13 protein-coding genes are annotated in these 26,415 nt (G+C 66.2%); 2 read left to right on the plus strand and 11 right to left on the minus strand.

Features of this window, described 5'->3' with window-relative positions:
* Nucleotides 1-742, minus strand: a 742-nt coding sequence (locus ACIQ7H_RS01180; protein ID WP_395787527.1) for an FRG domain-containing protein, incomplete at its 3' end; no start/stop codon positions are given.
* A gap of 301 nt (nt 743-1,043) precedes the next feature.
* Here ACIQ7H_RS01180 and ACIQ7H_RS01185 point away from each other — a divergent pair.
* Both ACIQ7H_RS01185 and ACIQ7H_RS01190 read left to right on the plus strand, forming a co-directional pair.
* Nucleotides 1,044-1,988 carry an acyltransferase domain-containing protein gene (locus tag ACIQ7H_RS01185; protein ID WP_395787529.1) on the plus strand — a complete coding sequence of 315 codons (945 nt, stop codon included), beginning with the start codon at nt 1,044-1,046 and terminating at the stop codon, nt 1,986-1,988.
* Between the two features lie 11 nt (nt 1,989-1,999).
* Nucleotides 2,000-4,516 (plus strand): 50S ribosomal protein L11 methyltransferase, encoded by a 2,517-nt coding sequence (locus tag ACIQ7H_RS01190; protein ID WP_395787530.1) that lies wholly within the window; start codon nt 2,000-2,002, stop codon nt 4,514-4,516.
* A 169-nt stretch (nt 4,517-4,685) separates the two neighbouring features.
* Here ACIQ7H_RS01190 and ACIQ7H_RS01195 read toward each other — a convergent pair whose 3' ends face one another.
* The 10 genes from ACIQ7H_RS01195 to ACIQ7H_RS01240 form a co-directional block, all read right to left on the minus strand.
* Nucleotides 4,686-5,474, minus strand: a complete 789-nt coding sequence (locus tag ACIQ7H_RS01195) for a 4'-phosphopantetheinyl transferase family protein (protein WP_395787532.1) — start codon at nt 5,472-5,474, stop codon at nt 4,686-4,688.
* The gene (locus tag ACIQ7H_RS01200; protein WP_395787534.1) at nt 5,461-6,225 is read right to left on the minus strand and encodes a metallophosphoesterase; all 765 of its coding nucleotides are present in this window, start codon (nt 6,223-6,225) and stop codon (nt 5,461-5,463) included. The genes ACIQ7H_RS01195 and ACIQ7H_RS01200 overlap by 14 nt, the downstream gene beginning before the upstream one ends.
* Entirely contained in the window at nt 6,225-7,412 is a 1,188-nt protein-coding gene (fabD, locus tag ACIQ7H_RS01205) for an ACP S-malonyltransferase (protein ID WP_395787536.1), read from the minus strand. Before fabD ends, ACIQ7H_RS01200 begins: the two co-directional genes overlap by 1 nt.
* Nucleotides 7,413-7,461: 49 nt before the next feature.
* Nucleotides 7,462-8,706 (minus strand): beta-ketoacyl synthase N-terminal-like domain-containing protein, encoded by a 1,245-nt coding sequence (locus ACIQ7H_RS01210; protein WP_395787538.1) that lies wholly within the window; start codon nt 8,704-8,706, stop codon nt 7,462-7,464.
* Nucleotides 8,693-8,935 carry an acyl carrier protein gene (locus ACIQ7H_RS01215; protein WP_395787540.1) on the minus strand — a complete coding sequence of 81 codons (243 nt, stop codon included), beginning with the start codon at nt 8,933-8,935 and terminating at the stop codon, nt 8,693-8,695. Before ACIQ7H_RS01215 ends, ACIQ7H_RS01210 begins: the two co-directional genes overlap by 14 nt.
* A 112-nt stretch (nt 8,936-9,047) precedes the next feature.
* Nucleotides 9,048-9,824: a polyketide synthase gene (locus ACIQ7H_RS01220; protein ID WP_395787542.1), complete on the minus strand. Its 777-nt coding sequence runs from the start codon at nt 9,822-9,824 to the stop codon at nt 9,048-9,050.
* Nucleotides 9,824-10,609 carry an enoyl-CoA hydratase/isomerase gene (locus tag ACIQ7H_RS01225; protein WP_395787544.1) on the minus strand — a complete coding sequence of 262 codons (786 nt, stop codon included), beginning with the start codon at nt 10,607-10,609 and terminating at the stop codon, nt 9,824-9,826. Before ACIQ7H_RS01225 ends, ACIQ7H_RS01220 begins: the two co-directional genes overlap by 1 nt.
* The gene (locus ACIQ7H_RS01230) at nt 10,606-11,865 is read right to left on the minus strand and encodes a hydroxymethylglutaryl-CoA synthase family protein (protein WP_395787546.1); all 1,260 of its coding nucleotides are present in this window, start codon (nt 11,863-11,865) and stop codon (nt 10,606-10,608) included. Before ACIQ7H_RS01230 ends, ACIQ7H_RS01225 begins: the two co-directional genes overlap by 4 nt.
* Nucleotides 11,866-11,923: 58 nt before the next feature.
* A complete protein-coding gene (locus ACIQ7H_RS01235; protein ID WP_395787549.1) occupies nt 11,924-12,628 on the minus strand; it encodes an MBL fold metallo-hydrolase in 705 nt (234 codons plus the stop codon).
* A gap of 10 nt (nt 12,629-12,638) precedes the next feature.
* The gene (locus ACIQ7H_RS01240) at nt 12,639-26,405 is read right to left on the minus strand and encodes an SDR family NAD(P)-dependent oxidoreductase (RefSeq protein WP_395787551.1); all 13,767 of its coding nucleotides are present in this window, start codon (nt 26,403-26,405) and stop codon (nt 12,639-12,641) included.
* Nucleotides 26,406-26,415: the final 10 nt, after the last annotated feature.

Genomic DNA, 26,415 nt, shown 5'->3' on the forward strand with positions numbered 1-26,415 from the left:
GGCGGAAGATGTTTCTGGCGGGCGAACCCGCAACGGCTTTGGCATGGGAGTCTCCGAACAAAGCCGCCCTAGAATGAGAGATAACGTGCTGCGTCACTGTCTCGTGGAGTGTAGGCGCGTAGGGCAGATACTCTTGCCCCAGTCTGGGGTGTATCAAGAGCGCTGGGATGCTGAAGCTTCCGCGAGCAGCTTCCTCGAACAGGCGGCGGAACGCCTCGATGAGTGGCTTTTTCCAGAAGCTGGGGGTGAGTTTCTGCGGGTCGACTATGTAGAGCACGCCTTCAGCGGAAAGCCCATCGTTCGATGGTCTGTCACATGCGAACGCGAGCGCGACCTTGAAGCATCGCGACCAGTCGATCAGGAGAGTGCCGGTGCGACGGCAGTCCTCATCGAAGTCTTCTGGATGCTGCTGCATGCGTCGATGAAGCTCATAGTGTTTGTCTTCGCTTCTTGAACGCTGCAGTTCGTCCGAGGGCACATTGCGAGCGAGTTGATCGAAATAGAAGCGCTTGTAGGCTTGCTCGACACCCTCAGCCGTCCTGATCTGTTTCTGGGTCTCGTCACTGCGGGCAAAGGTCGAGTTGATCGACCAGCTTGCGTCCCTCTGGCCGCGAAACAGGAGGTCACGCTGCGAGCCCTCGCGCAGCGCATCGAACAGCGCTTCGAGCGGTTGCAACGAATCGAACCCTGGTTCCAGCCGCCATGTGTAGTCGTCAACTTGCGTCATGTTGTCGAACTTCATGCGGTTACACCCTCAGTATGCAGGCCGAGATTCTGCTACGACAGCGCGGCTTCTGCGGGCAGGAGCCCGCGCTCTTCCACGGGGCCCCTGGGGAGCGGCGGGAGGCGGTCGATCAGCCCGAAGGGTCGCTGGCAGGGATGCCGGCGAGGGTTGTCGACAGGCCAGGGACGGCCTGTCCGAAAGCCCCGACCCACAGACGGAACCGAGCGTGCCTACATGACAATTGCGCTGGGAAGCGCGTCGTGCGGATTACATCCGGATCCGCTATGGTCGCCCGCTCGCCCCTCGCACAGGTTGATCCATGCAAAGCGCGCGCACGGTTTTCATGTTCTCTGGCCAGGGTTCGCACTATTACCAGATGGGCAGGCAACTGCTGGAGCAGGACCCGGGCTTTCGCGACTGCCTGCACAGCCTGGATGAGGTCGCCAGAAGAATCTCCGGCAAACGCGTACTCGATGCGGTGCTGGCCGGTGGCAAGGCCGATGTGTTCGACCGCACACTGCTTACGCATCCGGCGATTTTCATGTTCGAGTACGCGCTGGCGCAACGGCTGATCGCGGGCGGCCTGCGTCCGGATCTTGTGCTCGGTGCCAGCCTGGGCACGTTCGTGGCGGCGGTGATCGCCGGCAGCGTGGATGTCGAGGATGCGCTGGCTGCTGTGATCCACCAGGCCAAAGCCTTCGAGGCCCATTGCGAACGGGGCGGCATGATCGCCATTCTCGCCACACCGGCGCTCTACGCAGAGCCCTTCCTCAGCGAGCACAGCGAACTGGCCGCGCTGAATTTTGAGGGTCACTTCGCCGTCGCCGCCGCCCTGCCGTCGCTGGAACCGATCGAAGCCGAGTTGAAGCGCCGGGGCATCAGTCATCAGCGTCTGGCGGTGTCCTACGCATTTCATTCGCGCTGGATCGATGCTGCTCGCGACGACTTCCGGGCCTTCATGGGCGGGCTGCCCGTGCGCCCGCCGCGCCTGCCGCTGATCTGCTGTGCACGCGCGGCCGCGCTCGACCGGCTGGGGGCCGAGGACTTCTGGCATGTGGTGCGACATCCGATCCGCTTCCGCGAGGCGCTGGCGGCATTGGAGGCGCAGGGGCCGCACCGGTACGTCGACCTGGGCCCGTCCGGCACTTTGGCGACCTTCGTCAAGTACGCCTTGCCGAAGGACTCGGCATCCAGCGCACATGCCACCCTGACCCCCTACGGTCAGGACGCCCGCAATCTCGCCGCCGTGCTCGCGCTGGCCTGAGGACACTGTGCATGAACGAGTGGAGCCGTGAACTCGAAGCCGCCCTGCATTCCGGCGATGCCGAGCACATGCAGGCCGCGTTGACGCGCGTGCCCGACAACCTGCTGCATGCCGCCAGACCGTATCTGCAGCATATGGCCGAGCAGTGCGAGCAGCAGGGGCAGGACGAAGCCGCGCTGGGCTATCGCGAGCAACTGCTGCGGCTTGAGCCCGACCACCCCGAGCATCTTTCCGCCTGCGCGCGTCTGCTGCAGGGGCTAGGGCGCCTGAGCGAAGCCTTGCAGGCCGCGCGGCGCCTGCGGTCCGTGGAGCCTGCAGCGGGGCAGGCCCTGGAGCAAGCGATCGAGCAGGCCCTCCTGCAAGCACAGGCCGCAGCGGCTGCTGCCGAAGCCGATACGCAGACCTTCAAGGGCGTGAGCCCGGATGTGTTCGATGCGCCAGAACTGCCCGTCGATGCAGAGGACTTTCGCGTCGAAGGTCTGCGTCAGCTGTTGCGCCGCTACAGCGGCCAGCACGCACCGCGACACAGCCTGCAGCGTCTGCAGGATCCACAGTGGCTGGCGGCCTGGCAGCCGGTTCTGGATGGGCTATCGGGGGCCCGGCCCTGCTTTCGCGGCAGCGAACTCGGGGTGTTCGCTCTGCGCGCGCTGCAAGCCGGTGCTCAGCAGGTGCGCTGTGTGGAAGATCATCCACTGCAGGCGCGGATCGTTCAGGGCATGGCGCAGAAGCACTTTCTAGCGCATTGGCTGCCGGGCGAACTCGATGCAGTGCAGCTAGATGCACAGCCGGCGGATGCCGAGCAGGCGGCTGCCGCTCGCCAGGCGGCCTTCGAACAGTTCAGCGAGAGATTCTCTATCGAGTGCGCCGAGCACATTGCGGCTGGTGACGGTGATTGCCTGGTGTTCCCGGGCATCGACCATAGCCTGCTGGGCACTGGCATCGTGCAGGCTGTGCGTGAGTTCGCGCAGGGGCTGCCGGCGGATCAGGCACTGCGTGTCTTGCCGGCGTCTGCCCAGGTGTTCGTGATGGCGATCGAATGGCGCTATCCGCAAGCGCCTTTCGCCCTTGAGGCGCTGGCACCGCTGCGCTGGAGCCTGTATCCGCAGCCGCTGGATGCCGATCCCGCGCTGTGGTCGGCGCTGAGTGCGCCGGTCAGTGCCGGCCGCATCGATTTTGCGGACTTCCATGAGTGCAATTGGGAGTTGGCCTTGCCGGTGCTGCGCGCGGGCCGTGTTGACGCCTTGCTGTACTGGTTCGAGCTGGACCTCGGCACGCAGACGCTGAGCTCCGCACCTGACAGCCCGCTGCGCTCTCTGCGCCCCGCCGTGCAGCACGTGGGACCTGTCGAGGTCGCCGTTGAGCATCCCTTGCAGGTGCAGATCGCTGTGCGCGAGCAGCGCCTGCGTTTGCGCCTGCCGTTTGGCAACGAAGCGGTACGCGAGCCCCCCTTGCCGAGTTGGTTCGGCCCGATGCTGGGCGATGCGCAGCGCAACCGGGCCTATGCCGATGCCATCGCGCGGGAGCTTGCGGTCGCGCCGAAGGCACGGGTGCTGGACATCGGCGCGGGCTGTGGGCTGTTGTCGATGCTGGCGGCGCGCGCCGGCGCCGAGCAGGTCCTTGGCTGCGAACGCAGTCCAGCGCTGGCCAAGATCGCGGGCGATATCGTGGCGGCCAATGGGCTGGCCGAACAGATTCGGATCGTGGGCAAGGACTGCCGGCAACTGAAACTGCCGGAGGACCTGCCGCAGCGCGCGGACCTGGCGCTGTTCGAATTGTTCGACTGTGGCCTGCTGGGTGAGGGCATCCTGCATTTTCTGGCCTATGCCCGTGAACATCTGCTTGCAGCGCATGCGCGCTATCTGCCCCGCGCAGCGCGGCTGTTCGCGCAAGTGGTGGAGTACCGCTTCGAACGCGTACTGGGTATCGACGCCAGCCTGCTCAACCCCTATCTGGCAAGCCCTGGCTACAGCAATGTGGACGCGGCCTGCCTGCCCTATCGGCCGCTCTGCGCACCCATCGAAGTGTTCGCGTTCGATTTCGCACAGGCCGACCTCAGCCCCGCTACGCGCGAGTTATCGCCTGTCGTCATCGAGTCCGGCGTGGCCAGTGCGGTGCTGTTCTGGTTCGACCTGCAGCTGGACGGCGAGGGCCAGCTGTCGAATGCCCCTGGCTCGACCCTGCATTGGAAGCAGGCCCTGCAGTTCGTTGCTGAGCTTGAGGTCGATGCCGGCCAGACCTTGTCGATCGAGGCCAACCACGATGGCAGCGCACTGAGTTTTCGCTGGCGTCCGGAGGCGATGAACGCCGCGCGCTTCTCGCGAGTGCCGCGCATGGATCCACGCTGGCTGGCTGCCAGCGCGGAGCTCGATCAGCAGACGCAGAGCCTGCTGCAACACTGTGCCCAGCACCCGGAGGAGCGTGCCAAGGTGCGCGAACTGGCCCTGCGCATGGCGATCCTGCCGGCTGCGCACGGTCTGGATCCGGTGATCGCACAGCGCTTCGCCCACATGCTGATAGCGAGCCCATAGATCGCAGCCGGAAGACCTTCGGCCATGAATTGTTCTCCGCCCGCGATTGACCGCGCGTGCTGCGGAGCAGGCGCTCTCAATGCGAGTGCAGCGATGCGGTGAACCACTGGCGCACGTATGCGAGCGGCGAGGAGGTATGCGCGTCGTGGCTACGGATGATCGTGCCTGGCTAGGCAGTAGGTCCGAATCCACCGCAGCGCAGTGGGGGCAAGTCCAGCGCTTCGTCGTGGACGTCAGGAATGATCTGCCGCGCCCGCAGAAGAGTCGGTGCGGACGCTCGTTCGGCACACAGGGCGAGCAGGCAGGAGTCGCTGGGTGCCAGTTGCCAGAGCTGCCAGCGCTCCGCTGGATCGTTCAGTTCTGGATGTATCTGCAGTTGCACTCCATCGTCCGCTGGAAAGCGGAAACTGAAGCGATCCAGCGGCAGGGACAGGCCCATGCCACGCGCCTTGATGTAGGCCTCCTTGAAGGTCCAGTACTCGAAGAAGCGCCGCTGCTGCAGTGCGCCGGGCAATTTCGCTAGCGCTGCGGCCTCCTCTGCCGAGAAGAAGCGGTCGGCGATTCCGAGTGAGGGCTGGCGTTCGGCGAGATTCTCAACGTCGATGCCAAAGACGCGCCGCCGTGCCACCGCCAGCGCAATCAGGCCGCGAGTGTGCGAGAGGTTGAACTCCAGATCACTGCCGTGAGCTGGGTCGATGGCCGGCCGGCCGTAGGCGTTCTCAGCGAAGCGCCAGTCGGCAGGGGCGACCGTGGCGTAGCGCGACAGCACGCAGCGCACCAGGGCCCGGGTGAGCAGGTAGCGCTGACGATCGTCAGCGAAATGGAAGCGCTGCTGGCGCTCACGCTCGGTGGGGTTCAGCAGGCCCAGATAGTGCTGCAGCAGACGTGGATCGTGGATGCTCTGGTAGCGGCAGAGCCAGAGGTCGATTCTCCCGGGCTCGAGCTCAGGCCGTCTCATGGATACACAGCAGGCGCTTGGCTGCGATGACGTCTTCCTGCGGATAGCCGTAGGCGTTGTTGATGTAGCGCACTCCATCGATTTTCAGCGAGCGGTTGATGTGGCTGTGGCCGTATACGTGGATGTCTGGCTGCAGTCTGCGCAGCTGCTGCTCGATGCGCACACTGCCGAGCACCGGATCGAGTACGCGATGACGCGTAGGCACATAGCTCGGCACCAGATCGATGCGCGGCAGAAAGTGTGAATAGCTGATCACGGTCTTCACATCATGGCGCGCGGGTAGCCGATTCATGCGCTCGAACAGCAGGGCCACTTCGGCCATTTCCAGCTCTGGCCAGCAGCAGGCCCGATAGTCGGCCCAGGTTCGCAGCAGTTCCTCGCTGGGCGCGCCGAAACTGTAGTCATACCAGCCCAGCAGAGGCACCAGCAGGGTATCGCCGACCCGGCAGGCAGCGGTCTGTACCCCGCACTCGGCGGCGGTGCGCTGCACCTCCTCGAACTTGTCCAGCGAGGTTCTGCCGGGCTCGCCCGGCACCCACAGATCGTGGTTGCCGGGCACGAACAATACCTGCTGGAAGCAGGCCACCAGGGCCTGCAAGCTTGTCCGCAACAGGGCTTGCCGATGGCTGACATCGCCCGCCAGGATCAACACATCCTGGCGGTAGTCCTGGCGCGACAGGCCCTGGATCCAGCGGGCGTTGGCCTCGTAGTCGACGTGGATGTCGGAGAGCGCGAAGATCCTGCTCGGCATCAGGCGGCGCTGAGCTCGTCGAGGTCGAAGTAGCCGTTGTAGCCCTTCAGATAGACCGCGGCGCGATGGCCGAACAGCAGTACAGCCTCGCTGCGAGTTTCCAGAGCCTGCTCGGGCAGCAGCTTGGAGCGCACGGCGGTGCCGACCGGGTGCTGTTGGTTCCAGTGCGCAATCTTGCCTTCAGCCGCGAGCTGATGCGCAGGTGTGGCCCCGACCTGCGTCGGCGCGCTGACAGTCGGCGCGATCGTGGCTGGCGTTGGCACCTCGACGGCATTGCGCTGCGCTGAGGCAAGCTTCTCCTCGCTCAGAATTTGCTCGATCCGCGTCGCCGGGGTCTGCTGGCGGATCGCTTCGACCAGGCGGGTCAGCACCTCACCCGGGCCGAGTTCGACGAACTCGATCGGCTCATTGCGTGCCTGGGCCAGTGCCAGCAGGTACTGGACGCTGTCCGACCATTGCACCGTGTTGGCGATCTGCCGCGCGAGGGTGTCGAGCAGGGCACCGGCCTGGTAGGGGCGCGCGCTGACATTGGCGATCACCGGTATCGCGGGCGATACAAACTCGAACTCCTGCAGGAAAGCCCGGAAGGCCTCCATCGACTCACGCATATAGGCCGAGTGGAAGGCGCCGCTGGTGTTCAGGGGGTAGAAGCGGATCTTGCCTTGCTTGAAGCACTCGCGAGCACGCGCGATTTCCTCGGCCAGGCCGGAGATCACGATCTGCGACGGCGAGTTGTAGTTGGCCAGTGACAGGTTGGAAAGGCCGTTGTCGGCAAGGATCTGTTCGATTTGCTCGCGGCTCGCATTCAGCACGGCCGCCATGCCGCCGCCGACCACCTGGCCCATCAGCTCCCCGCGCTTCTGCACCAGGCGCAGGCCGGTTTCGAAGTCGAAACAGCCAGCGGCCAACAGGGCATTGAATTCGCCCAAACTGTGGCCGGCCAGAAAGTCAGGGCGGCCTGCGTCTTCGATGCGCGCATAGCCGCTCAAGGCATTGACCACATACAGGGCCGGTTGGGTGTACTGGGTCTTGCCCAGGCGCTCCTGCGGATCCTCAAGACACAGCTCGCGGATCGAATAGCCCAGCACGGCGTCGGCGCGCTCGCACAACTCGGGAAAGCGCTCGAACAGGCCGGCGCCCATTCCTTTGGCCTGTGAACCCTGGCCAGGAAACATATAGGTCTTCATTGCGACTCCGAATGACAGACGAAGGGGAGCAGGCGGTGCGCCTGCAGGGTCAAACGGCCTGGATGCAGACCGCGCTGTTGATGCCACCGAAGCCCATGCTGAGATTCAGTGCGGTGCGGATCGGGTGGGGCTCGGCGCTAACGCCGACCCAATCGAAATCCGCATCGATCGGGTGTTCGAGATTGCGGCAGGGATGCAGCTTTCCAGCGCGCATCTGCAGGAGCACGGCCACCAGCTCGACCGCACCCGCCGCACTCAGGCCATGCCCGGTGATCGACTTGGTGGTGTTCAGGCGCACGCCATGCAGGCCCGCGCGGCGCAAGGCCTCCAATTCGGTCACGTCGCCCAGTGGCGAGCCGGTACCGTGCGGATTCAGATAGTCGACCTGGGAGGCCTCGACCCCTGCCCTGCTCAGGGCCTGCGCAATGGCTGCGAGTTCGCCCTCTACCGAAGGATTGGGATTTCGATTGCCGTCCAGGCTCAGGCCCCAGCCACTCAGGCGCGCATAGGCGCTGCGGCGGCGCTGCTGCAAGGACGATTCGGATTCGACCACCACGGCAGCGCAGGACTCGCCGTAGATGAATCCATCGCGATCGCGGTCGAACGGGCGACAGGCCAGCGTTGGTTCGCTGGCATAGCGATCACTTCCCATCGCGCCCAGTGAACGCAGGCCCTGGCACTCCCAGTAGGACAGGTCCATCAGGCCACCGAGCGCGATGCAGATGTCGACGCGGCCACTATGCACCGCGCGCATCGCCTCTATCACGGCCACCTGGCCGCTGGCCGACGCGCTGCCCAGCGTATGCGCGAAGCCGCGGATCGGGAACAGTTCGGTGGCGAGTCCGCACAGGTCGCTGTCCATGAAGCTCAGCCCGTAGGTCGGGCGCAGGAAGGCCTCGCGTCCGCGATAGTGCTCGTGCTGGCAAACCAACTCGCGCTGCTGCAGGTTGGAACCGCCCACCACCAGACCGATACGCAGCGGATCGATGCCATCGAGCGCGGCATCTGCCCAGGCCTCGTGCAGGGTCGTCACTGCCACCTGCGCCGAGAGTGAGGCGGTGCGCAGTGAGCGTGCCGGCAGCTCGGCCGGCACCTGCAGTTGTTCGATTTCCGCGCCCAGATAACTCAGCGCGCTGCCGCCTTCCGGCGCTGGCCGCTGCCGGCCGGGCCGGCGCATCGGCGCAAAACGCTGAGCACCGGCCAGTAAAGCTTGCGAGAAGGCCTGCTGGCCCTGGCCGATGGCCGAACAGACGCCAAGCCCGCTGACGAGGGGCGCGGGCTCAGACACGGGCATGGAGGATGCCGGCCAACTCGCCCATGTTTTCGGCCTTGGCCATATCCACCAGGGGCACGTCCAGGGACAGGGTCTCCAAGGTCATCATGATGATGTCGGCGCGGTCGATCGAGTTGGCGCCGAGCGCGCGCAGCGAATCGCTGGGTTGCAGGCTGCGCCCTTCAAGTGCAGGCAGCACTTCCAGGGTGTGGCGGACGATGATTTCGAAGATGGCTTCACGGCTCTGCATGGTGGACTCCTTGGGACATCGGAAGGGGCGGGATAGATCGTGACGGGATGGATCGAGCGGCGTGTTGGCTCCCGGTGATCGCGTGCAACTCGACAGGCTCGGCATGCAAGGATCAGCGGCCGAACAGAGACTCGATGCGCTGCCGGACTTCCGGCTGGTGAAAGGTCTGCGCGTGCAGGGCGACTTCCCGTTCGATGCAGACAGGCAGTTGGGCGCGCAGCTCGGACACCAATTCATCCTTCAGCGCGACCAGCGAGACTCGTGGCTTCTCGGCCAGGCTGCGTGCGAGTTCCAGCGCGTGCGCCTGCACCTGCTCCCGAGGCAGCACAGTAAACGGCACGCCACGCAGCTTCAGGTCCTCGCCGCGGTAGGTGCCGGCGCCCAGCATCATCTCGGTCGCCAGCGCAGGGCCGAGCTTGTGCGGCAGGATCAGGGTCGAACCCATGCCCGGTGTGAAGCCGTACTTCATGAAGTTGGCCGTGTAGACACTCTCGCGAGCCAGCACCACCAAGTCGGCGAACAGACCGAGCACGAAGCCGCCACCAATGCCATGCCCCTGCATGGCGGCCACCACCGGGATCGGACAGTTCAGGGCCAGACTGTAGAGGTCCTTGTCGGTGAACTGGATGCGCCCCTCGTACAACTCACGCAGGCCTTCCTGGGTGCCGCCGCTGGAGAAATAGCTGTCGTATCCGGTCAGGATCACCACCTTGCAGTCGCCACGCTCGGCGATCTGCGCAAAGGCCTCACTCAGGCCGGCGATCAAGGCGTCGGTGAAGGTGTTCTTGTGCACGCGGTCCTGCATGGTCACCCGCACGATGCCGGGTTCGAGATCGACCATCTCGACCACGGACATCGGTGTTCCCGGAGCCTGCACGGACGCCGACATCAGTGTGTCTCCCAGGGGAAGCGACCGGTCTCCACGTAGCGCGAAATTCCGGCCAGATTGGTGAGATCACTGAACACTTCATGGTTGGCGGCCAGGGCCGGCGCACACGCGCGATCGATCAGGCTGTCGAGCTCGGCGGCGTAGCGCTTGTAGCGGGCGATCGCCCCCCGATCCAGGCAGCGCAGGCGGCGCAACTGTCGGCGCAGCAGGGCTGCGCTGTTGTCTTCGCAGGCATCCACAAGACCCCAGTCGCGGGCCTGGGTGGCTTGGATCGGCTGGGTGCTCAGAGTCATAAAGTTGGCTCGCGCCGGCCCGACCCGACGAATCAGGAAGGGCAGCACGCAGGCCGGCATCAGCCCGAACAGCAGCTCGGACAAGCCAAAGCTCGCGCTGTTATCAGCCAGTACGATGTCGCAGGCGGAGACAAAACCGACACCGCCGGCGTTGGCCCTCCCGCGCACATGCGCCAGGCTGATGCAGGGCCCCAGCGCGAGCCGCCGCCAGAGTGCGTACAGCGGTTTGGGATCCTGCGCGGGCTTGGCCTGCGCGGGCCCATCCTGGACCTGTGCTGCCTGGATTTCCGCGAAGTCGGCGCCGGCGCAGAACACTTCGGGCTGGCCCTCCAGCACGATCACGCCGACCTCGTGCTCAAGCGTGTCCAGAGCCTGAGCCAATTCCACCACCAGGCGGTCGTTGATCGCGTTGCCGGCTTCGGGCCGATGCAGTTGCAGGAAGCCCACGCCGTCCTCGATGCGCAGACGGATCGTCGAATACGCCGTGCTCATGAGATCCACTCGTACTCGCGATGGAACTCCCGGATCTGCTTCAGGAACAACACCGGCTGCCCAAGGGCCCGGTAGGCCTCCGGCACGAAGCTGGTATCGGGCTCCATGTTGCGGGTGCCGAATTTGATCGCGCGGCTGCGCTCAAGCAGCTCGTCGTACTGCGGCATGCTCAGCTCGTGACGACGATCCAGACGGGCGCCGATGCCCTGCGCGCGCAGACGCTCCTGACCTTCCTTGCGAGCAATGCCGCTGAAGAACTCAGAGCAGCAGCCGGAGCCATAGGAGAACACGCCGACCCGCTGCGGCAGTTCGAAATCGCCATGCTCAATGGTGCTGGCCAAGGACAGGGCTGCAGTGGCGCCCATGATGTTGCCGACCCGTTGGCAGTGCTGCAGGCCCGGGGTGACGCGCTTGTTGAAATCTGCCTCGATCTGGTCAGGCTTGGCCTTAACCAGCTTGCGCAGCATGTTGCGGTGTGCGCCCTTGACCATGCCGCCGAAGGGCGTGTGGTACGCCAGATATCCGAAGGTATGGCTGAAATCCGCGCCCTCCACGCGCTTCTGGTACTCCAGATACGCGTTCTCGCAGCAGGTCAGGTAGGAGAGCAGAGACAGATCGGTATCGCCGGCATCGCCATCGGTGGAAGGCCGGCAGGTGTCCATCACCTCATAGCCGTAGTAGCCGTTGGCTCCGACATCGATCTGGAACACGTGGGGGCGGTCGCTGATCAACATCGCCACAGCGCCGGAGCCGCTGCTGGGCTCGGCAAAGGACCAGTCGGCCGACAAGGCCTCGCCGCCTTCTTCGACCATGAAGCGGGAGATGTCGGTGGCGATCACCAACACCTTGGCACCCGGCGAGGTCTGTGACAGCACAAAATTGATCGCCATCTGCAGGCCCGCCACGCCCGAATAGCAGGCGTTCTTCAGCTCGAACAGTCGGCAGTTGCGATTGAGGCCAAGCAGATCGTGGCAGTAGGTACTCATCGATTTGCCGAAGTCGAAGGCGGATTCCGTACAGGTAATGACCATTTCGATACGGTCGCGTTCCTCCGGCGACAGCGCGTCGATTAGCGGCTTGGCGGCATTGACTGCATAGGTGATTGGATCTTCGCAGGGCAGTGCCACGGATTTTTCCTTCATGAGCAGATTCTCGAACCGGCTCATGTCGAGGCCGCGATGGGCCGCGAGTTTCTTGACATCCAAAAAGGCGGTGCCGGCAAAGGCATTCATCGCTTCGATTCCAACCTGGACCACGGGTGTTCTCCAATCAGGGGATTAGGCAGCAGACGCAGGGCCTGCCAGGGCGTGCGAATCAGCGGAAATTGAGCAGGGACTGGGCGCTTTGCCCGCGGCGCAGGCGATAGGCGGCGAACGAGTCGCGGTCGCGAAACTGCAAATACATGTTGAAACCCTGCACATCGCCGAAGCGCTGCCCAGGTGGGCGGACATAGGTATGCCCAGGAAACACATGCACCTGCGGGGGCAGCCTGCGCTTGAGCATTTCCAGGCTGTCAAACATCTGATGGGCCGCGTCGACGCTGGTGCAGATGCCGCAGCCCTCGGCGAACAACACATCGCCAGTGAACAGGTTGTCGCCGATCCGAAAGCACACGCAGCCCGGCGTGTGGCCGGGGGTGAGGATAGGTTCGATCCACAGGCCACCGACCTGCCAGGGCCGTTCGTCAATCGGCTGCAGGCTGGGGGCGCCGAAGCCCGAGTGCGCCACTTCCTGCGCGGACATCCAGATCGGGCAGTTGTAGAACTCGGCCAATGGGCGTGCGAGATCGATGTGGTCGTAATGGGCGTGAGTGAGCAGGATCCCGCTCACCTGTGCATCGGCCGCAGCGATAGTTGCCTGCAGCTTGTCGACCTGCCAGGCCGGGTCGACCAGCACGGCCTGCCGGCTGGACGGATCGACGATCAGGTAATTGTTGTTCTTCATGCGCCCCCGTTCGACCTCGATCAGAAAAACTCGGGGCGAGGAATCGGGGCGGTTCTGCAGTACTGCCTGGTTCATACCGGCCTGCTCATTCAGCCGGCTCCAACGCTCGTGCCTGCGCGGGTGCCGTCGCGCTGGCGAGGCCACGGACGTAGAAATTGCGCAGCAGCAGCAACAGTTCGCCACGACCGTTGAGAATGCGCAGGTCGAACTGCCGGATCTCACTGCCGATGCTGGCCGCGCGGGCAGGCTCGACCAGCACCAGGCACTGCGGCAGAAGGGGGCGATGCAGTTCGATGGCATCGATTGCGAACGGCAACAGCGGGCCGCTGCCCGGGCTCGCCAGCCCAAGCACGCTTTGCAGGGCGCCATCGATCAGGCTGGGATGCAGCAGGTACTGATCGAAGTCGCACAGACGTTCGGCTGCCAGTTCCAGCCGCGCCAGCGCGTAGTCGGCACCGATGTGCAGCTCGCGCAGGGTTCGGAAGCCTGGTCCGTAGACCAGCCCGTGCGCGGCCAGCTGGCGATAGCACTGCCCGCCATCCAACTGGCGCAGGGCGCGCTCGCGCAGGCTGTGCAGGTCCACCGGTGCTGGCGCCTGCAGCTCGGATTCACCGCAGATCAGGCGGGCCTCGCTGTGCAGTACGCGCTCCCCGTCGCCCGTGCCCGAGACCAGCAGGCAGTCCACGCCCAGGCCATTGCTGCGCAGCAGGGCCTTGAGGTTGGACCTTTCCTCACCGAGCACCAACGGCTGCATCCACACCAGGTCTTCGATGCGCCGCACGGGCTGCTCGCTGGCCATGGCTGCACTGACGCAGGCGATCTCCAACTGGATGGCGCCGGCCAGCACGGCTTGCCCCTGCACCTGATGGTCGAGTGCATACCAGGCGTGGGCGCTCAACTCGGCACTGAAGGCGGTCTGCTGCAGGGTCGAGACATTGGCTCGCAGCAGGGGATGCAGTCCGCTCGCAGGCGCAGTCGATGGCGCATTTGCGGGCGGTACCTGCAGCCAGTAGCGACGACGCTCGAACGGATAGGTCGGCAGGGGCAAGCGCTGTACGCGCTGAGCAGACTGCAGCTCCAGCCAGTCGAGTTGTTCGCCGCCGATCCAGCGTTCGGCCAGAGCAGCAAACTCGCCGGCGACGTACAGGCTGTGTGCCTCCATGCGCTGCGGGGCACTCGGGCGCCGCCGCTGATGCGGCTCGACGCGACCCAGCCACAGGTCTGCGCCCTCGCCTTCGGCGAGGTAGCGGGCCAACAGCATTTGCAGCGCGCTGCGATCAGGCACCACGGCCGCCAGGCGCTGAGGCATAGCTTCGCGGCCGCGCTGCAGGGTGCAGGCCAAGCGGCACAGATCCAGCGCGTCGTCGTTGGCCAGCCTTGCATGCAGGGCCTGCACCTGCTCGCGCAGACGTGCCTCATCACGCGCCGACAGCAGGATCAGCTGCGGCCCGGTGTGCTCCACCGTTGCCGGTGCTGGCAGGTACTCCTCCAGCAGCAGACTGGCGTTGACGCCACCGGCGCCGAAGCCATTGATCAAGGCGCGCCGCGGCTCACCGGCGGCTACCGGCCAGGGCTCCAACTGCAGGGGCAGGCGGAACGGGGAGCGCTGCAGATCCAGATCGGGATTGGGCGGCTGGCAGTGCAGGGTGGCGGCGATCTGTCGGTGGCGTAGTTGCAGCAGCAGTTTGGCCATGCCGGCGATACCGGCGGCAGCCTCGGCGTGGCCGAGATTGGACTTGACCGAGCCGAGCGCGCAGAACTGCCGGGCCTCACTGCTGCGGCGGAAGGCCTGGCTCAACGCGGCGACCTCCAGGCTGTCACCCAACTGAGTACCAGTACCGTGGGCCTCCACATAGCCGACTTTTTCAGCCGCGATCCCACTGCGTTGCAGCAGGCCGGCAATCAACTCGCCCTGGGCCTGTGGACTGGGGGCCGAATAGCCGTTCGAGCGCCCTGCGTGTGCGCAGGCGCTGCCAGCGATCAGCGCATAGATGTGGTCGCCATCGGCCTCGGCCTGCGCCAAGGGTTTGATGACGAAGGCGCCGACGCCCTCGCCCGGGACAAATCCATCGTCGCCCGCGCCGAAGCTGCGGCAGCGCCCCTGTTCAGCGAGCATGCGGCGGCCACACAGGGAGCGGTACTTGCTCGGGTGCAGATACAGGTTGACGCCGCCCGCCAGGGCCACTTGGCATTCGCCGCGACGCAGGCTTTCGCAGGCCTGGTGGATCGCCACCAGGGAGGACGAGCAGGCGGTATCCACCGGCAGGCTGGGGCCCTGGAAGTCGAACACATAGGACACCCGATTGGCGATCGACCAATCCATGCTGCCCGGCACCCGCTCTGGCACTCTTTCAGGCGTGCCGGTATCCAGCAGTGCATAGGTGCGCGTAGTCACGCCGACAAACACCCCCACCGCCGCGCCAGCGCCAGGCCGCTCAGAAGCAGGGTGGCGACGCTTCAGCTCGTCGCGGGTGTAGCCAGCATCTTCGAACGCGGCCCAGGCCGATTGCAGGAACAGCCGCTCCTGCGGATCGATCAACGGGGCGTCTTCTTCGTTGATGCCGAAGAACTCGGCATCGAAAGCGTCGACATCCTCCAGAAAGGCGCCGTCGCGACAGTAGATGCCGCGGCCTTCAGGATCCGGATCGAACAACTGTTCGGCGTCCCAGCGTTCGCGGGGCACGCGGCGAACCAGATCAGCGCCGCTGCTCAGGGCCTGCCAGAGCGCGTGCAGGGTGTCGGCTCCAGGCAGACGCACATGCACACCGACGATGGCGTAGCGCTCGGCTTCGCCAGGCGGCGGCTCGCTACGCACTGCCCGCGTTGTATGCGTGCCCGGCGCGACTGCGATGGCCTCAACTTCCCCCGGGTTCGGTTGTGTCTGCGTGGGGTGGGGCGCAGCAGCGCGCACTGGCAAATCAGGCTCACTCCGCAGGCAGCGGGCCAGTGCGGGTGCGGCGACGGCCTGCAGATGCGCGGCCAGTTCGGCGATGCTGGCGTACTCGTAGAACAGGGTGCGCGGCAGTTCGCCCAGATCCGCCTGCAGGCGATCGTTCAAGCGGCCCACCATCATCGAATCGAGCCCGTAGGATTCGAAGCGCTCCTCGCTGTCGATGCGATCGGGCAACAGCTTGATCTGCTCACCCAGCAAGCCCTTGAGATAGGACTCGATCGCAGCGATTGAGCTCTCCGCTGTGCCCTGCCCTTGTGCAAGGGGGGCCGACAGCGGTGGGGCGCTCGCGAACTGTGCAGCCTGGCCTGGCCACAGGCGCGCGCGCAGCAGCGCCGCTTGGCCATACAGAGCGATGTGCTGACTGCCCTCAGCGGCCAGTGCCTGCTGCAGAAAGTCCAGGCCGAGCGCGCTGGGCAGCGGCTCGAAACCGTACTGCCGGCGCATGCGTGCGAGCGCCTCGGTATCCAGTTGCATGCCGCCCTCGGCCCAGTACGGCCAGTTGATCGACAGGCTGCGGCCCTGGCGTTCGCCTGCGGCCACACGTTGCTGACGACGCTCGGCAAAGCCATCGAGGAATCGGTTGGCGAAGGCGTAGTCGGCCTGGCCGGCATTGCCGAACACCGCCGCCACCGATGAGAACAGGACGAACAGATCCAGGGCATCGCGGCGCGTGGCACGGTCCAGGTTGATGCAGCCCTGCAGCTTGGCCGCCAGCACGGCCTGCAGATCCTCGCGTGATTTCTGCAGCACATAGGCATCGCGCAACACACCGGCACTGTGGAACACCCCGTGCACTGCGCCGAAGCGCTGCCGCGCGGTCTCCAGTGCAGCATGCACCTCGGCCCGCTCGGCCACGTCGGCCTGGATGTACAGCACCACCTCGCCACTGGGGTCGAGCGCGGCCAAGCGCTCGCGGGCGGCCGCGTCGAGTGGTGAACGCCCGGTCAGGACCAGACGCGCATCGCACTGCCGGCGCAGAGACTCGGCGAACAGATAGCCGAGCCCGCCCAGACCGCCGCTGATGACGTACACGCCGGCCTGGCGCAGGCCGGTTGCTGTGTCCTGGTCTGCGCGCGCGCTCGGCACGGCTTCGATCACGCGCAGCTCACGATGCAGCGCAGGCGGTGCGGTGTCCGACCCACCGGTAGGCATCTCGCCGGCGCGCAGATAGCGCAGTTCCTGGTTCCAGTTTTGCGGAGAGTTCAGTTCGTCGCTGAGGCGCTGCGCCAGCAGGCCGAGGTCGAGTTCGGGTGCGGCGCAGACCAGCTTCCATTCGAACCGCGGATTCTCCTGCGCCAGGCTGCCCAGGTAGGCTGCCAGTGCTTCGTGCAGGGCGGCTTGTTCGGACTCGGCATGCTGTCCCAGCAGCAGGATTTGCAGGCGCGCCTGCGGCTTGCGGGCCAGCAAGGTTCTGCACAGGGCGTGCAGGGAGAACAGTCCGCGCTCCAGCAGTTCGCCGCGATTCGGCGCGTCTTCCAGCACCTGCACAAAGCGCATGGGGCGCAGATCGTCTTCTTCCAGCGCATTGAACAGGCGCGCGAAGTCCGGCTCGCTGTAGTCCAGCCGATAGCTCAGCCGGGACTGCCGACGGAAGCTGCGCGCCGGCCGCGCACGCACGCACGCCGACCCCCGCAGCTCGGCTCGTAAAGCCTCCTGCACGGCATCCAACAGAGGGCCCGGCAGGCCCAGCAGCAGGGTCGCCCCCGCCGAGATCGCTGCGGACGCCGCGAGTTCGCTCGGCTGCCAAGCGCCGCGCAGGTGGAGCAGCTGCGGAGTGCTCGGAGTGGCCGGCTGCGGTGCGAGTGCAGTCAGGGCGCTGGGCTGGAAGTGCGCCGCCTGCCCGTCCGTCGGCGCTGCGCGATCCAATTCAACCGTCGCGCCAGCAATCCAATGGCGCTCGCGGGCAAAGGGATAGCCCGGCAGGCGGATGCGCCGCGGCGCCCGCGCGCGCGGCAGTGCAGTCCAATCGATCTCGGCGCCTGCCACCCAGGCCTGGGCCAAGGCCGCCAGATCGCGCTGCTGCAGGACCTGGGTGAGGCGGATGGGGTCGTCCATGCGGCGCGGATCGATGCGTCCGCTGAGCACGCCAGCGAGTGGCGCGCTGGGCGTCTGCAACCACTGCCGCAGGCGGGCCAGCAGTTCCTCACGATCGCCCACCTGCAGGACCAAGCGTTCGGCAAAGGCGCTGCGACCCAGTTGCAGGGTGGTGGCGATATCCGCCAGCGCCGCGCTCGGGTCGAGCTGCAGGGCCTCGATCAAGTGCTCGGCCTGCTCCCGCAGCTGTGCCGACGTGCGTGCGGAGAGCAGGCACAGCTCAGCTTCGCCGCTGGCTGCCGCGCCTGGGCGCGGATCGATGAACTCCTCAACGATCAGGTGCGCATTGGCGCCCCCGGCACCGAACGAGCTGATGCCAGCACGACGCGCCCGCCCCGCGGGGCGGGGCCAGTCGGCCAGCGTGGTCTGCACCCGGAACGGAGTGGAGGCGAAGTCGATGTGCGGATTGCCGGGCTCGGAATGCAGGGAGGGCAGCAACTGCCCATGCTCGAACTGCAGCAAGACCTTGCTGAGCGCGGCGATTCCCGCAGCCGATTCCAGATGGCCGATGTTCGACTTCACCGAACCGATCGGCAGCTGGTGATTTGCGTGAGGCGCTTCGCCCCAGGCACGCAGCAGTCCGTTGATCTCGATCGGATCGCCCAGGGAGGTGCCGGTGCCATGGGTTTCGATGTAGTCGAGTTCGCCCAAGCCGAGGCCGGCACGCTGCAGCGCGGCGCGGATCAGGTCGCCCTGCGCCACCGGGTTGGGCACGGTGTAGCCATTGGTCTTGCCGCCATGGTTGAGGGCGCTGGCACGAACCAGGCCATAGATTGCGTCGCCGTCGGCCAGGGCGCGCTGCAGTGGCTTCAGCAGCACCGCACCGACGCCTTCACCGGGCACGTAGCCATCGCCGCCGGCGCCAAAGCTGCGGCAACGCCCATCGCTGGATGCGAATCCGCCCTGACTGAGGCTCAGGTACTTGTTGGGATGCAGCGTGACATTGACGCCACCGGCGATGGCCAACTCCACGCTGCCCTGGCGCAGGGCCTCGCAGGCCAGATGCAGGGCGCTCAACGAGGACGAGCACATGCTGTCCACCGCCAGGCTGGGGCCGTGGAAGTCGAAGAAGTAGGACACCCGATTGGCCACCGAGGCGAAGGACGAACTCGGCAGGCCGTGCACGCCCTCGCCCGCATACAGTTCGTATTGACCCCACATCACGCCGACGTACACGCCGACCTGGCGGCCCGCCAGGCTTTCGCGGCTGTAGCCGGCGTCTTCCACCGTGTGCCAGACCGTCTCCAGGAACAGCCGCTCCTGCGGATCGATGAGCTCGGCTTCCTTGGGCGAGATGTTGAAGAACAGAGCATCGAAGCGGTCGATGCCAGACAGGAAACCACCCCACTTGCTGTAGGTCTTGCCGGGCTGGTGGCGAGTCGGCTCGAAGTACTGGGCGTGGTCCCAGCGCTCGGCCGGGACTTCGCTGATGCAGTCGCGCCCTCCGGCGAGATTGCGCCAGAACTCGCGCAAGCTGTCCGCCTGCGGGTAGCGTCCGGCCAGACCGACGATGGCGATCCGGTCCTCAGGCACAGTCGATGGGGCGCTGGCAACGTGTCGGCTGGCGCCCAGCCGCAGTGCGCGGGCAGCGCTAGGTGCGGGCCCTGCGCCGGCAGTTGTCGCGCGTACTGTCGGTGCAGGCGCGCCTGCTGGCATCTCGGCAGCTTGTCCGGCTGCGCGCTCGCCCAGAATCCGTTCGCGCACGATCTGTGGGTGAGACTTCAGCAGGTGCGTGGCCAGTGCGGCCAGATTCTGATACTCGAACAGCAGGGTCTTGGAGAGGTTGCCGAAGTGCTGTTCCAGAGACTGGATCAGCTTCATCGCCAAAACCGAATCGATGCCGTAGTTCTCCAGCGGCGCGCGTGGATCGATCTGCTGCGGATCGATCTGCAGCAGGCTTGCGAAGGCCTCGACCAGGAAGGCCTGCAGCCGCAGCAGCGGGTCTCCGGCCTCTGCTGGAAGCGCCGAGCGAGCCGGGGCTGGAGCAAATGCGGTGACGGTCTTTGGCGGTACGGGCGAGGACCTGGGCGCCAGCCGCGGCGCGGCCAGCAGGCTGGCTTGCAGTCGCGAAAGTTCACCCTCGGCCACCAGCACCTGATCGCAGCCCAGCAGCAGGGCCTGTTGCAGGGCGCGCAGACCAACCTCGGTCTGCAGCGGCTCCAGGCCAGTCAGACGCCGCATGCGCGTGATCGCATCCGCATCCAGCTGCATGCCGCCGTCCTGCCACAGCGGCCACAGGATCGAGACGCTGCGACCGCGCCGGAGCCCTTGTTCGACCAGGCGATTGCGCTGCGTGGCGAAGCGATCCATGAAGGCGTTGGCAGCGGCATAGTCGGCTTGGCCAGCATTGCCCGCGAAGGCCGACAGCGAGGAGAACAGCACGAAGAAATCCAGCGGCAAACTCGCCGTGGCGGCATCCAGATTCACGCTGCCGGCCACCTTGGGTGCCAGCACCTCGGCCACCTCGGTCGCACTCTTGTGCAGCAGCAGTCGATCACGGGTGGTGCCGGCGCTGTGCAACACGCCGTCCAGGCGGCCATGCCGTTGCAGCAGTGCAGCCACGCCGGCTTCAACCGCTGCTGCGTCGGCCAGGTCCAGCTGCAGGTAGCACAGGCGCCCGGTGGCGAGTTGCAGCTCCTGACGCAGGGCGAGCAGGCGCGGCTCGTGCTGCTCCTCCAGGGCGGCGCGACCGCTCAGTACCACCACCGAATGTTCGGCCTGGCTGAGGATTTCGCGAGCGCACAGCACGCCCAGCCCACCCAGCCCCCCGGTGATCAGGTACACGCCGTAGCTGCGCCAGGCGCTGCCAGAGGCTGAAATGTGCTCCAAGGCGCTCCATTGCGGTCGCTGCGGCAGGGCTGCGGCGTGGCTGAAGCGCAGCTGCGAACACTGTGGATAGGCCTGCGCCTGGGCCAACCAGCGGGCCAGTTGCTCGGCCTGGGTATCGTGCGGGCACAGCAGTAATTGCGCCTGCAATGCCGGCTGTTCCTGGCGGGCGCTGTCGAGCAGTCCGCTCAGACCCGCCTTGAGACTGTCGCCCTCGCGACAGCCGACCACCAGGTGCAGAGGCTGGCGATGTTCACCCGATTGCTGCAACAGCGCCTGCAGATGACTCAGGCTGTCAAGCACGGCGGCTTCGAAGTCTTGCGCACTGCCGCGGCCGCGGTTGTCGCCCGGGCCGCTGCCGTCGACAACGTGCAGCTGCGCATCCGGGAGGGCCACGCGAAGTGCGGCGATGTCCAGTTCGGGCAGGTCGCAGAGCAGCACGCGATGCCCGGCACCCGTCGCAACCGCTGCCCCAGTGGCAGTGACCGGTTCGGCGGCCGGCAGGCTGAGCCACTCGCGTCGTGCCAGCAGCAGGCCGTGCTCGATGGCGGGCTTCAGTGGGCGTGAACTCAGGCCACGCAGGCTCAGGCAGAGCACGCCCTGCGCATCGCACAAATCCAGATCGAGCTTGCGCAAGCCCTCGCGCCCGGTGGCGGGGTCGCTGGCCGAGTCGCGCACCCAGGCGTACAGCCGGTGCGGACACGGCTGCAGAATGTGCAGTGCATCGAGAGCGAAGGGCAGAGCCGGCGTATCGCCGGCATCAAAGTCCGGCAGCAAGGCAAGTGCTGACTGCAGGGCGCTGTCGAGCAGGGCCGGCGGCAGGTACCAGCGCGGGTCCGGATCGGCCTGGGCCGGCAGTTCCAATTCGGCCAGCAGTTCACCCTGGCCCAGCAGGATGGTGGTCAAGGCGCGCATGCGCGGACCGTAGTGCAGGCCCATGCTGGCGTAGCTGGCATACAGCCGGCCGGTGTCTACCTGGCGCGGCAGTCGCGCACGCAGGGCGGGGAGGTCGAGCCGCTGCTCATTGCCGCCAGGGTCGGAGTGGCTGACCAGCGCAAGGCCCTGACAATGCAGCACGGATTCGCCGGACTCGCGGCTCTCGATGCGGAACTCGAAGCGGTCATCGGCCAGCGGTTCCAACTGCAGCTCAAGATCCAGCGGCTGCGCCACCTGCAGCGGCTGCAGCCAGGCCACATTGTGCAGTTCGATGGGCGCGGTGCTGTCCAGTGACAGCGCCTGAGCGAGGGCGGCGCGCGCCATTTCCAGATAGGCGACACCGGGCAACACGCGCTGGCCAGACTCGCCCGCGGCTTGAACCTGGTGATCCGCGAGGAAGTATTCGCTGCCGCGCAGGTGGGCCGCATAGCGTTGCTGGAACAGGTCCGAGGTGTTGGCCTGCAGCAGCGGGTGCAGGGCCGCGCGAAGCGCCTCCTGACGCGGGCGTGGCAACTGCAACCAATAGCGCTCGCGCGCAAATGGATAGGTTGGCAGGCGCAGGCGCTGCGGTCGCGACTCTGCGTACAGGCGAGTCCAATCGATGCGCAGGCCCTGCACCCACAGCTCGGCCAGCTTGTCGAGTTTGCGCCGTGCGATCCAGCGGTCCACCGCCTGCAGGAAGTCTTCATCCTCCGCCAGGACGGACAGGCCTTCACCGGCGGCACTGGCTTGGCCCTGATAGCAGGCGCAGGGGGATGGGGTCGGCTCCAACCAGGCGACGAGCGCAGCCTGCAATTGCTCGGGCGAGGTGAGCACCCAGGCAAGACGCTGGTCCATGTCCTCGCGACCGGTTTGCAGGGTGTGCGCCAGCGCCTGCAGATCGGGAGCCTCGGGCTGGCCTTGCAGCCAGGCCAGCAACTGCTCCACCTTGAACCGCAATTGCGCCGGCGTACGCGCCGACAGCGGCAGCAGGACGGGCGCCTCAGGGCCCGTGTTGCGCGGTCGACGGTCCACATACTCCTGCACCAGCACATGGGCATTGGAGCCGCCGGCACCGAACGAGGACAGGCCGGCCACACGCGGCAGGACACGGCCCTCGACTTCCGGGGCCGGCCAGGGGCGCAGGGTCTGATTGACCACGAACGGAGTGGCGGCGAAATCGATGTGCGGATTCAGTACCGCCGAATGCAGCGACGGCACCAACTGGCCATGGCGCATCTGCAGCAGCACCTTGGAGAGCCCGGCGATGCCAGCGGCCGATTCGCAGTGGCCGATGTTCGACTTGGCCGAGCCGATCGCGCAGAACTGAGTGGCCTCGGTGTCGGCGCGGAACACCTGGGTGAGTGCGGCGATCTCGATCGGATCGCCGAGTTTGGTGCCGGTGCCATGGGCCTCGACATAGCCGACCTGCTGCGGCCGCACGCCGCTTTCGCGCAGCGCGCGTGCGATCACTGCCGCTTGGGCCTTCGGGTTGGGCACCGAATAGCCATTGGTGCGGCCGCCGTGGTTGAGCGCCGAACCGAGGATCAGGCCATGGATGGTGTCACCGTCGCGCTCGGCGTCAGACAGACGCTTCAGCACCACCACGCCAACGCCCTCACCGGGAATGTAGCCGTCTCCGCCTTCTCCGAAGCTCTGGCAATGGCCGTCGCTGGAGATGAACTGGCCCGCACTCAGGATCAGGTATTTGTTCGGATGGATGCTGATATTGACGCCACCGGCGAGCGCCGCGCAGATACGCCCTTGGCGCAGGTCCTGGCAGGCCAGATGCAGGGCGGTGAGCGAAGACGAACACATGGTGTCGAGCGTCATGCTCGGGCCGTGCAGGTTGAGCACGTAAGACACCCGGTTGGCGATGCTGGCATAGCTTTGTGGCACGCCGACGCGACGCCCCAGCAGGCTGGATTCAGCGCCGAGCAATTGGTACTCGCCATACATGACGCCGACGTAGACGCCAACCTGTCCCTGTTGCTCCTCAAGCGCCGCTGCACGCAGCCCGGCGCGGGTATAGCCGGCGTCTTCGATCGCCATCCAGGCGTGCTGCAGGAACAGGCGTTCCTGTGGATCGATCAGTTCGGCGCCGACCGGCGGAATCGCGAAGAACAGTGGGTCGAACTCATCGACGCCCGAGATGAAGCCGCCCCATTTGCTGTAGTGATGGCCCTCGACGCTGCGGTCTTCACTGAAATACTCGCGCCAGTCCCAGCGCTGCTGGGGCACCTCGGTGATGCAGTCGCGGCCCGCGCGCAGGTTGTCCCAGAACGCATCCAGGTCATCGGACTGCGGATAGCGGCCGCTGATGCCGACGATGGCGATGGGCTCAGCCTGGCCTGCGCCACCGGGTAGCCGCTGTGGCCGGCGCCGTCCTCTGCGAGTGCTTTGCGTCTCCGCCGATGGCGCAGCGGGCGCTGCGGCTGCTACCTGCGCAACCGGCGCGGCCTGTACACGCGGCGCCAACAGGGCGGACAAGGGCGCGGCATGCCGCTCGACCAGGGTCTGAGCGAGTTCGCGCAGGCTTTGATTTTCGAAGAACAACGTCTTCGGCAGCGAACCCAGTCCGACTTCCAGCGCGCTGGTCAAGTCCATGGCCAGGATCGAATCGATGCCGTAGCGCTCAAACGCGGTATCGGGCTCGATCCGCTGTGGCGCGAGCTTCAGGACCTCGGCGAACTGCGTACGCAGGTAGGCGATGGTGCGAGGCAACAGGTCCATGGCGGCCTGCGCAGGCGGCGAAGACTCGAACCTGTCTGGCTCCCCGTTGCGACTGCCGGTGGGACTGCCCGGTGCGGCCAGCAGGTAGGCGCGCAAAAGCGGCAGGCGACCCGCCACCACCAGCAGGCGTGGCAGCTTGCGCTGCAGGGCGAGTTCGAAGGCCTGCATGCCTTGCGCTGTGCTCATTGCGCGCATGCCGCTGCGACGCTCCAAGTGCGCCTGATTGCCCGCATCCACGCGCATGCCGCCGTGCTGCCACAGCGGCCAGTGGATGGACAGGCACAGGCCCTGGCGTACACCGCGCGATCGCAGTGCGTTGCGGTATTCGGCGAAACCGTCCATGAATCCATTGGCGGCGGCATAGTCGGCCTGGCCGCTATTGCCGAATGCCGAAACGCCCGACGAAAACAGCAGCAGGAAATCCAGCGCCAGATCGCGGCTGGCGTGGTCGAGGTGTACGCAGCCGTCCACCTTGGGCGCGAGCACCGCGCGCACGTCCTCGGCCCGCTTGCGCTGAATGAAGTCGTCGCGCGTCGTGCCTGCGGCGTGCAGGATGCCGTCCAGGCGGCCGAACCTGGCGACTGCGGCGGCCAGCACCTCCTCGCATTGGCTGCGATCCGCGGGGTCGAGCCTGTCGTAGTGGACACGCGCCGCGGTCTCGCCGAACTCAGACTGCAGTCGCTGCGCGATCTCCTCTGAGGCCGACGCCCTTCCGCACAGCAGTACCTGTACAGACGGTCCCTGCGCCAACAGCCGATGCGCAAACAAACTGCCCAGGCCGCCGAGGCCGCCGGTGATCAGATAGACACCGTCGGTGCGCAGCGCGACCCCGCCATCATCGTGCGTGCTCGCTGGATCAAGCTCGCGCCAGCGACGCACTCGGCGTTGCTCCTGGTCGCGCCAGATCAAGGGTTCCTGCGGATGGGTCGCCTCTTCCACCAGCCACGCCGCCAGGGTGTCGATCGCGATGTCCGCAGGCACCCGCAGCAACTGCGCGTGCAGGTTCGGCTGCTCCTGCTGCGCGGTCTGCAGCAGGCCCGAGAGTCCTTCGAAGACAGCGGCGTCGACGCCCTCGGGCACGACTACCTGCAGCAGACACGGCAGTCCGCCAGGACGCCCGAGCAAGGCTTTGAGCTCGTCGAACAAGGCCAGCACGGCTTCCGTATAGCTCTGCGGCAGGGCGGTGGCCGTGCCGACCAGATGGCAACCGCCCTGAGCCGATTGGGACAGTTTGGCCAAGCGGTCCACGTCCAGCCCCGGTAGGCAGCACAACAGCAGACGCCGCGGCAAGACAGAAGGCACCTGTGCAGACAGCTCCGCTTCCCAGCAGGGCTCAGCCAGCAACAGGCCGTCCTGGCTCGGTGCACTGGCAGCGGCTGACAGGCGCCGCGCTGAAAGGCCCTGCATGCGCAGGCGCAATTCGCCATTGGCAGCGTAGAGGTCGATATCAAGACGGGCGATCCGGGCCTCGGCCTGCGCGTGCCCCAGTTCCAGTCGGGCACGCGCCCACATCGTGGGTTCACACGGGCCTAGCACCTGCAGACGATCCAGAGCGAAGGGCAGCGGTGTGCCGGCGTTCTCATCGTCGTGGGCCAGCAAGCGCATAGCGGCCTGCACGGCACTGTCGAGCAGGCTGGGATGCAGGACGTAGTCCTGTGCCGTCGCCACGACGCTTTCCGGCAAATGCAGTTCGGCCAGCACTTGCCCCTGGCCTAGCCAGAGCCTGCGCACGCCACGCTGCGCCGGCCCCAGCTCGATGCCGGCGCGGGCAATCGCTGTATAGAGCTGCTCGCCGCTTTCCTGCCCGGAGCTGCAGTCGGATTTCAGAACATCGATCGAAACCGCAGGCGCCGCGGCGGCCGAGACGAAACGCGCCTGTGCCTTGAAGTGCAGATAATCAGCAGCACTGCACACTTCGATGTTGAGCGATCCGGGCGATGCATCTTCATCAATGAGCAGACTGAGTTCGGACTGTCCGGGCACACGCACAGGCTGCGCCCACACCAGATCACGCAATTCCAGTTGGCCCTGGCCGGCTTCTTCTGGCAACGCCAGGGCCAAGGCCGCACGCGCCATTTCCAGGTAGGCCACCGCAGGTAGCACGCTGGATCCGGCGACGCGGTGATCGCGTAGAAAGAACTCACTGCCATCGAAGCGGATCGCAAAGCTCAGTTGGCCCAGCTCAGAGGTGTTCCGGTGCAGCAGCGGATGCAGCGCCGCCGCAGCGCGGGCGACGCCACCTCCGTGCTGGCGGATCAACCCCAGCGCCTCCTGTTTGGACAAGCGTTTGTGCTTGAGTTCGGAGACGACGTACTCGACGAAATCGATCATGGCCAGGACA

Origin of the sequence: Aquimonas sp. (assembly GCF_044377145.1) — a bacterium.
In the GTDB taxonomy this organism is placed as follows: Bacteria; Pseudomonadota; Gammaproteobacteria; order Xanthomonadales; family Xanthomonadaceae; genus Aquimonas.

Coding starts and splice junctions, on each gene's coding strand:
- ACIQ7H_RS01185 (WP_395787529.1), top strand. CDS start 1,044: ATGCAAAGCGCGCGCACGGTTTTCATGTTCTCTGGCCAGGGTTCGCAC.
- ACIQ7H_RS01190 (WP_395787530.1), top strand. CDS start 2,000: ATGAACGAGTGGAGCCGTGAACTCGAAGCCGCCCTGCATTCCGGCGAT.
- ACIQ7H_RS01195 (WP_395787532.1), bottom strand. CDS start 5,474: ATGAGACGGCCTGAGCTCGAGCCCGGGAGAATCGACCTCTGGCTCTGC.
- ACIQ7H_RS01200 (WP_395787534.1), bottom strand. CDS start 6,225: ATGCCGAGCAGGATCTTCGCGCTCTCCGACATCCACGTCGACTACGAG.
- fabD (WP_395787536.1), bottom strand. CDS start 7,412: ATGAAGACCTATATGTTTCCTGGCCAGGGTTCACAGGCCAAAGGAATG.
- ACIQ7H_RS01210 (WP_395787538.1), bottom strand. CDS start 8,706: ATGCCCGTGTCTGAGCCCGCGCCCCTCGTCAGCGGGCTTGGCGTCTGT.
- ACIQ7H_RS01215 (WP_395787540.1), bottom strand. CDS start 8,935: ATGCAGAGCCGTGAAGCCATCTTCGAAATCATCGTCCGCCACACCCTG.
- ACIQ7H_RS01220 (WP_395787542.1), bottom strand. CDS start 9,824: ATGTCGGCGTCCGTGCAGGCTCCGGGAACACCGATGTCCGTGGTCGAG.
- ACIQ7H_RS01225 (WP_395787544.1), bottom strand. CDS start 10,609: ATGAGCACGGCGTATTCGACGATCCGTCTGCGCATCGAGGACGGCGTG.
- ACIQ7H_RS01235 (WP_395787549.1), bottom strand. CDS start 12,628: ATGAACCAGGCAGTACTGCAGAACCGCCCCGATTCCTCGCCCCGAGTT.
- ACIQ7H_RS01240 (WP_395787551.1), bottom strand. CDS start 26,405: ATGATCGATTTCGTCGAGTACGTCGTCTCCGAACTCAAGCACAAACGC.